This window comes from Kitasatospora sp. NPDC059599 (genome assembly GCF_042735125.1).
Lineage (GTDB): Bacteria > Actinomycetota > Actinomycetes > Streptomycetales > Streptomycetaceae > Kitasatospora.
This window is the reverse complement of the sequence record NZ_JBHWCL010000273.1, coordinates 1-4,567: the sequence shown is the minus strand read 5'-3', so window position 1 is coordinate 4,567 and position 4,567 is coordinate 1. Positions and strand designations below refer to the sequence as shown.

The following is a 4,567-nucleotide window of genomic DNA, read 5'->3' as shown; positions in this document are numbered from 1 at the left end:
GCGCTTGCTCGTCCTCCCTCTGTGTCTCGTTGGTTTTTATTTTGTGTCCTCCCGCCCTCGCTGGCCGCGGGGGGTGCACTGGCGGTCTCCGGCCGGGGCGGGGGCCCCGGGCCCGGAACTCCCGAGGGCTTTGCCGGACCTGTCAGGTCGCGACGAACCAGGCCATCAGCGGGCCTTCGTCGCCGCTGCCCACCGGCACGAGCACCTCGGCCGACTCGGCCGCGGAGAGCTCCCGCAGCGCGTCCTCGACCAACGACTCGTAGCTGGGCGTTTCTGTCGTGTTCTGCGTCATCCTTGACTCCTCTCAGACAACAGCTGTCCCACGACCCTAAGCGCCATGCTCATGCAAGGTCAACGCGATCGAGATCGCAACTTCCGTTTGATTTCGCCTACTTGGGGTACAAGCGCGCCGCCGGGAATCAGGATGTCCGGGTGTGCGCCCGCCGCTTTCACGTAGGGTCCGAGGTGCATGCCGGTCGACTGACGGAGGAGACGGCCATGGGAGCTTCCCCCGACGCGGACCCACCCCCGCCCCTGCGCCGGAACCGGCCACTGCTGCTCCTCGTGGTCGAGCAGCTGACCGGCTCGGTGGGCCGCCAGGTCACCGCCCTGGCACTGCCGTTGCTGGCCATCGCCCATCTGGGCGCTGGCCCGCTGGGCGTCTCCGCGCTCGTGGCGACGACCTACCTGCCGGGGGTGCTGCTGAGCCCGCTGATCGGCGTCCTCGTCGACCGGGCCCGGCTGCGCCGGCTGCTGGTGGCGGGGGCCTGGCTCCAGGTGCCCGTCGTCGGGAGCGTGCCACTCGCGGCCGCACTGGACGGACCGACCTGGCCGCACCTGTTCGCCGCGGCCGCGCTCTCCGGCGCGCTGGGCTCCGTCCAGGGCGTCGCGCTGCAGTCCGGCCTGCCCCGCGTGGTGCCCGCCGCGCACCTGCTGCCCGCCAACTCCTCGCTCACCGGGGCCCGGACGGTCGGCCTGATCGGCGGGCCGGCGCTCGGCGGCGTCCTGATCGGCCTCGTCGACCCGGCGCCGGCGCTGCTGGTGGAGTGCGCCGCGTACCTCGTCGGCGGCGCGCTCTTCCTCGCCCTGCCCGCGTCACTGGACCGCCCGCCGCGGGAGGCGGGCGCGGGGGCCCGCTCCCGGATCGAGGCCCTGCGGGAGGGGCTGGCGGTGATCCGGCGCGAGACGCCGCTGCGCCGCCAGGCCCTGGCCGCGGCCGGACTGAACCTCGGCGGCGGCGCCGCGAGCGGCCTGTTCGTGCTGTACGCCGAACGGGAGTTGGGGCTGGCCCCGTGGCAGCTCGGCACGGTCTACGCCGCGTACGCCGTGGGCACGGGCGCCGGCGTGCTCGCCGCGACCCCGGTGGCCCGGGCACTGGGCACGACCCGGGCCGTCCGGGTGTGCGCGGTGGGCGCGGGGGCCGCCCTGTTCCTCATCCCGGCGGCCTCGCTGGGGGCGGCGTTCGCGGTGCTGGTGCTGTACCAGCTGCTGTTCGCCCCACTGGCCACGGTGTGGTCGATCGCGATGACCACCGGACGGCAACTCGCCACGCCCGCACACCTGCTGGGCCGGGTCAACGCCTTCCTCCAGGCGGTGCTGACCGCCACCCTGCCGGTCGGCGCCTTCGCCGGGGGCTGGCTCGCCTCACGGGTCGGCGTCGTCCCGGTCCTGGTCGGGGCGGCGGCCGTCGCCCTGGCCGGCACCGGCAGCCTCTGGCTCCCGCGCTCCGTGCTCGCCGGGGTCGAACGCGCGGCGGCGTGAGAACGGGGGCCGACGGCCCGCAGCTCCCCGTCCCCCCGTCCCCCGGACCGCCGGCTACCCCCGCAGCTCCAGGGTGCAGCATTTGACGCTGCCACCGGCCTTGAGCAGTTCGGTGAGGTCCACGCCGATCGGGTCGAAGCCGCGCCGCCGCAGTTCGCCGGTCAGGTGGGTGGCCGATTCGGGCAGCAGGACGTTGCGGCCGTCGGAGAACGCGTTGAGGCCGAAGACGGCAGCGTCCTCGGCGGTCGCCAGGACCGCGTCCGGGAACAGCTCGCGCAGCACCGCGCGGCTGCCCGGGGTGAAGGCCTCCGGGTAGTACATGACCTCGTCGTCGGAGAGGACGGCGAGGGCGGTGTCCAGGTGGTAGAACTCCGGGTCGACCAGGGTCAGTCCGGTCACCGGGACGCCGAAGAACTCCTGCGCCTCGGCGTGCGACCGCGGGTCGGTGCGGAAACCGGTGCCGGCGAGCAGGCGGCGGCCGACCAGCAGGTAGTCGCCCTCGCCCTCGTTGATGTGCTCGGGCCACAGGAGGTCGGTGTGGCCCTGCGCGCGGAACCAGTCGAGGTAGGCCGGGCCCTCGGCGGTGCGCTCGGCGTGGCGGAAGCGCGCACCGAGGACTCGCCGTCCCGGGCCGGCGGGCCTCCTCGGGACCGGACATCCGGGCCCGGCTTCCGGCCGGGCGCGGAACGCGTCCGGCCGACGCGATTTCACAACGGCCGCCGGGGCCTCGCCGGTTGGATTCCGATCGCACGAACGGCGCGCGCTCATCTAACCGCAGAATCGCCTTGTCAGAAACCCGCCCAGGAGGGCTCCCACGTCCATGACCAGGTGTTATGTTGACCGAAGATCAACGCCGCTGGGTCCGCTTCACACGGCCCATCCGGGGGAGATTCGGCTCAATCACCCGCTGCGCACCCGATTTTCGACATCGGGTCGCGGCGGGTGCCGTTCGCATGTTCCGTCCAGGGTGGTCCACCCGCGGCAGCACTGCCCATGATGCCCCGATCGAGGAGTTGTGGATGCCATCCGACGCGCCGTTCACCGGGACCGTCCGACTGCGGGCCGCGGCGGCCGAGGACGCCGGCGCCGTCGCCGAGGTCTTCCTGGCCTCCCGTGCCGCGACCATGCCGTACCTCCCCCGACTGCACAGCGACGAGGCCACCCTGGGCTGGATCACCCACGTGGTACTGCCGGGCACCCGCGTCTGGCTCGCCGAGGACGCCGACACCCGCGCCCTCCTGGGCTTCGCCTCACTCGACGGCACCCTGCTCGACCACCTCTACCTGCGCCCCGACGTGCGCCGCCGGGGCATCGGGACGCAGCTGCTGCAGGCCGTCAAGTCGGCGAGCCCGCAGGAGCTTTCGCTGCACGTCTTCCAGAAGAACACCGAGGCCCGCGCCTTCTACGAGCGGCACGGCTTCGTCGTGGTGGACACCGACGACGGCAGCCGCAACGAGGAGAACGAGCCCGACATGACCTACCGCTGGACCGCGTGACACCCACCCGCGCCCCGCGGTAGTACCCCCCGCCGAGGGACGTCGGCGGGCCCCAACGGCCACGAGCCACCGGACCACCACCTCCGGCCCGCCCGGCCCGCCCGGCCCACCCGGCCGGCGGGACGGGTTCACCCGGAGGGATGCCCCGTGCTGGGCGAACACAGCCTGCCCGCGGAAACACCGCTCTCGTACGCACAGTTGGCGCTCTGGTTCAACGACCGCCTCCAGGGCGGCGACGCCTCGTACAACGTCCCGGTGGCACTGCGGCTGACCGGCCCGGTCGACCACGAGGCGCTGCGGTCCGCGCCGGCCGACGTGCTGGAACGGCACGCGGGCCCTGCGCACCCTGTTCCCCGAGCACGACGGCGTGCCGCGCCAGCACGTGCTGCCGATGGCCGAGGTGCCGCCGGTGCTCACCGTGGTGCCGGCCACCGAGGCCGAGCCGCCCGCCCTGGTCGACGCCGAGTCCGTGCCCGGTGTGCTGATCGGCCGGAACGCCGACATCTCCTGGCCCCTGACGGACGCGCAGAACCAGTCGACGGTCTTCTACAGCGAGCAGACCAGCCCCGACCACCCCGGCCAGTACTACTGGAACAACGCCTGGCACCCGATGGAGCGGGTGGAGTACACCATCCCGGTCCGCGGCGGCGACGCCGAGCACTTCGCCGTCGACCTCACGGTGCACGGACCGGTGCTGACCCGGGCCGGGCAGACCACCTCGGTCGACTGGATGGGCAACATCCCCTCCCCCGACCTGGCCGTCCTGCTCTCCGTCAAGAAGGCCCGCGACTAGCGGGAGTTCCGCACCGCGCTGGCCGACTGGCACGCCCCCACGCTCAAGCGCGACCGCCCGTCCGACCCCGAGGGCGGCCCCGCGAGCGGCCGGCAGGCCGTCCGGTTCGCCCTCCCCGCCGCACTGGTCGGTGCCGCCGCCGTGGTGGCCGTCGGCCCGCTCTGGGGCCTGTGGTACCTGCCGTTCCTGAGCGGCCTGGCCATCGGGACGGCGACGGCGGTCCGCGGTCTGCGCGCCCGCACCGCCGTCCTGGCCGGCACCGCGGCCGCCCTGGCCGGCTGGGGCGCCCCCCTCGGGTGGCGCGCCGCCTCCGGCGAGGCGGTGGCCGGCACCGCCCGCACGGTGGCCGCCCTGGCCGGGCTGCCCGCCCTGGCCTCGCTGGTCATCGCGGTCACCCTGCTGCTCGGACTGCTGCAGGCCCTGCTGGGAGTCTGGCTCGGCCGCACGGCGACCGCGGCCCTGCGCCCCGCCCGCTGACCCAGCCGGGCCGGAAGGCCGCCGACGCGCTCACCCGAGC

Annotated in this window: 5 protein-coding genes and 1 pseudogene; 4 read left to right on the top strand and 2 right to left on the bottom strand. The window is 74.3% G+C overall.

Annotated elements, in window-relative coordinates:
- Positions 1–142: 142 nt before the first annotated feature.
- On the bottom strand, positions 143–292 hold the full coding sequence (locus ACFV04_RS43290) for a hypothetical protein (RefSeq protein WP_360261824.1): 150 nt from the start codon (positions 290–292) through the stop codon (positions 143–145).
- Positions 293–498: 206 nt separating this feature from the next.
- Between ACFV04_RS43290 and ACFV04_RS43285 the strand changes: the two genes are divergently transcribed.
- Positions 499–1,761 carry an MFS transporter gene (locus ACFV04_RS43285; RefSeq protein WP_380536565.1) on the top strand — a complete coding sequence of 421 codons (1,263 nt, stop codon included), beginning with the start codon at positions 499–501 and terminating at the stop codon, positions 1,759–1,761.
- Between the two features lie 54 nt (positions 1,762–1,815).
- On the opposite strand, the pseudogene ddaH reads toward ACFV04_RS43285, so the two are convergent.
- Positions 1,816–2,382: pseudogene (gene ddaH / locus ACFV04_RS43280) on the bottom strand (dimethylargininase); the annotation flags it as partial.
- Positions 2,383–2,780: 398 nt separating this feature from the next.
- Here ddaH and ACFV04_RS43275 point away from each other — a divergent pair.
- The 3 genes from ACFV04_RS43275 to ACFV04_RS43265 all read left to right on the top strand — a co-directional run bounded on the left by ACFV04_RS43275 (position 2,781) and on the right by ACFV04_RS43265 (position 4,527).
- Positions 2,781–3,257, top strand: a complete 477-nt coding sequence (locus tag ACFV04_RS43275; RefSeq protein ID WP_380347951.1) for a GNAT family N-acetyltransferase — start codon at positions 2,781–2,783, stop codon at positions 3,255–3,257.
- A gap of 367 nt (positions 3,258–3,624) precedes the next feature.
- Positions 3,625–4,050 carry a penicillin acylase family protein gene (locus ACFV04_RS43270; RefSeq protein WP_380347948.1) on the top strand — a complete coding sequence of 142 codons (426 nt, stop codon included), beginning with the start codon at positions 3,625–3,627 and terminating at the stop codon, positions 4,048–4,050.
- Positions 4,051–4,191: 141 nt separating this feature from the next.
- Positions 4,192–4,527, top strand: a complete 336-nt coding sequence (locus tag ACFV04_RS43265; RefSeq protein WP_380536562.1) for a hypothetical protein — start codon at positions 4,192–4,194, stop codon at positions 4,525–4,527.
- Positions 4,528–4,567: the final 40 nt, after the last annotated feature.

What these genes read in the sequence shown, in the direction of transcription:
- ACFV04_RS43275 (WP_380347951.1), top strand. Translation starts at nt 2,781, where the DNA reads ATGCCATCCGACGCGCCGTTCACCGGGACCGTCCGACTGCGGGCCGCG.
- ACFV04_RS43285 (WP_380536565.1), top strand. Translation starts at nt 499, where the DNA reads ATGGGAGCTTCCCCCGACGCGGACCCACCCCCGCCCCTGCGCCGGAAC.
- ACFV04_RS43290 (WP_360261824.1), bottom strand. Translation starts at nt 292, where the DNA reads ATGACGCAGAACACGACAGAAACGCCCAGCTACGAGTCGTTGGTCGAG.